Source organism: Neoroseomonas soli, from assembly GCF_018129065.1.
GTDB classification, from domain to species: Bacteria; Pseudomonadota; Alphaproteobacteria; order Acetobacterales; family Acetobacteraceae; genus Neoroseomonas; species Neoroseomonas soli.
On the sequence record NZ_JAAEDM010000207.1, the window covers coordinates 1 to 726 of the forward strand.

Consider the following 726-nt stretch of genomic DNA (forward strand, 5'->3'; position numbering starts at 1 on the left):
CCGCGCCCGTTCCTGCAACCCCGGCCCGCCCGCCAGCCCGAGCCGCAGCACCCGCGCCGCAATGCCTCGCGCGGCGAGCAGCGCCGCGACGCCCTCGGCTTCCGCCCCGCTTTCCGGGCGCAGCCCGTGGTCCGCCACCAGGGCCAGCAGATCCCCGCCGCGCGCGCGCGCCCATTCCGCGGCCAGCAGCGCGAGCGCCAGGCTGTGCGGCCCGCCCGACACCCCGGCGGCAATGCGTGGAGAAGGGCCGAACGGCCCGAGCGGCGCCATCAGCGCCGCGAAGCGATCCGGCGTCAGCGCGCCGCTATCCCCATCTGCGGGTCAGCGACACTGCGCCCGCCGGCGCGTGTCGGCGACACGCTGCGCCACGGGTGGCGCCAGGCGGGTGTATTCGGAGGTGAGCTGGTCCAGCGTGTCGCAGGCCTCGCGCCGCGCGCCGAAGCCGACGAAGGCGTTGGAAAGGCCGAGCAGCGCCTCGGGCGCGCGACCGGACTGGCGGTTGCGGCGGTAGGCCTCGTCAAAGGCAAGGGCCGCATTCTGGTACTGGCGGCGGCCGAGCAGCGCCTCTCCCAGCAGAATCTGCGCATCCTGCGCCCGCGGGCCGGGGCGGCCGGCGATCACTTCACGCGCCGCGGCCTCGGCGGCGGCGAAATCGCCGCGCCCGAGCGCGGACTGGCCGTCGGCCAGGGCGCGCTCAGCGGTTCGCGGCCCGGTTGGCGGGGGCTG

2 protein-coding genes are annotated in these 726 nt (G+C 77.3%); both read right to left on the minus strand.

What is annotated here, in order from left to right:
* Positions 1-270, minus strand: a 270-nt coding sequence (locus GXW76_RS25485; protein ID WP_272876150.1) for an ATP-binding protein, incomplete at its 3' end; no start/stop codon positions are given.
* A 51-nt stretch (positions 271-321) separates the two neighbouring features.
* Positions 322-726 (minus strand): tetratricopeptide repeat protein (locus GXW76_RS25490; RefSeq protein WP_211864935.1); only part of this gene is annotated, 405 nt, incomplete at its 5' end.